At 59.4% G+C, this 399-nt stretch carries 1 protein-coding gene; it reads right to left on the bottom strand.

The window, feature by feature from the left end:
* On the bottom strand, positions 1 to 365 hold a 365-nt coding region (locus tag FY251_RS22960; protein WP_222847929.1), incomplete at its 3' end, for a hypothetical protein.
* Positions 366 to 399: the final 34 nt, after the last annotated feature.

The following is a 399-nucleotide window of genomic DNA, read 5'->3' as shown; positions in this document are numbered from 1 at the left end:
CCCACTTGCGTGAGCAATCCACAAAGAGCCACTGCGTTTACAAAGCCCACAGTATCCTGCTCGGGGAGACCCAGGCGCTCACTCGCTTCCTGAACCGAGGTGCCCGCATGACCGCTGAACAATGCGGAAAGATTCATGAATGCGGGGTTGCCTTTCATGAGCGATAAAGGCGGCCAGCGATTCAGCTTGAGCCGCTCGTCCTTTCCGAGATGATCCAGTAATTGGCCGCAGGACGTTCGCACGCCAAGCCAGCACAGGATGGCGCGGTCGCTTTGCCATGGCTGGTCCGACGTCAGGCCCTCAGGCTCGTTAAGACTGTGCGCAACCGTTACCTCCGACCCTCGAGCGCCCAGAACCTCCGCCATTTGTGCCACCGAATGGGTCATCACACAGGTGCTG

Source organism: Haloferax sp. KTX1, from assembly GCF_902410085.1.
In the GTDB taxonomy this organism is placed as follows: Archaea; Halobacteriota; Halobacteria; order Halobacteriales; family Haloferacaceae; genus Haloferax; species Haloferax massiliensis.
Note: the sequence above shows the minus strand (reverse complement) of the source record. Positions and strands in the feature narration are given on the sequence as shown.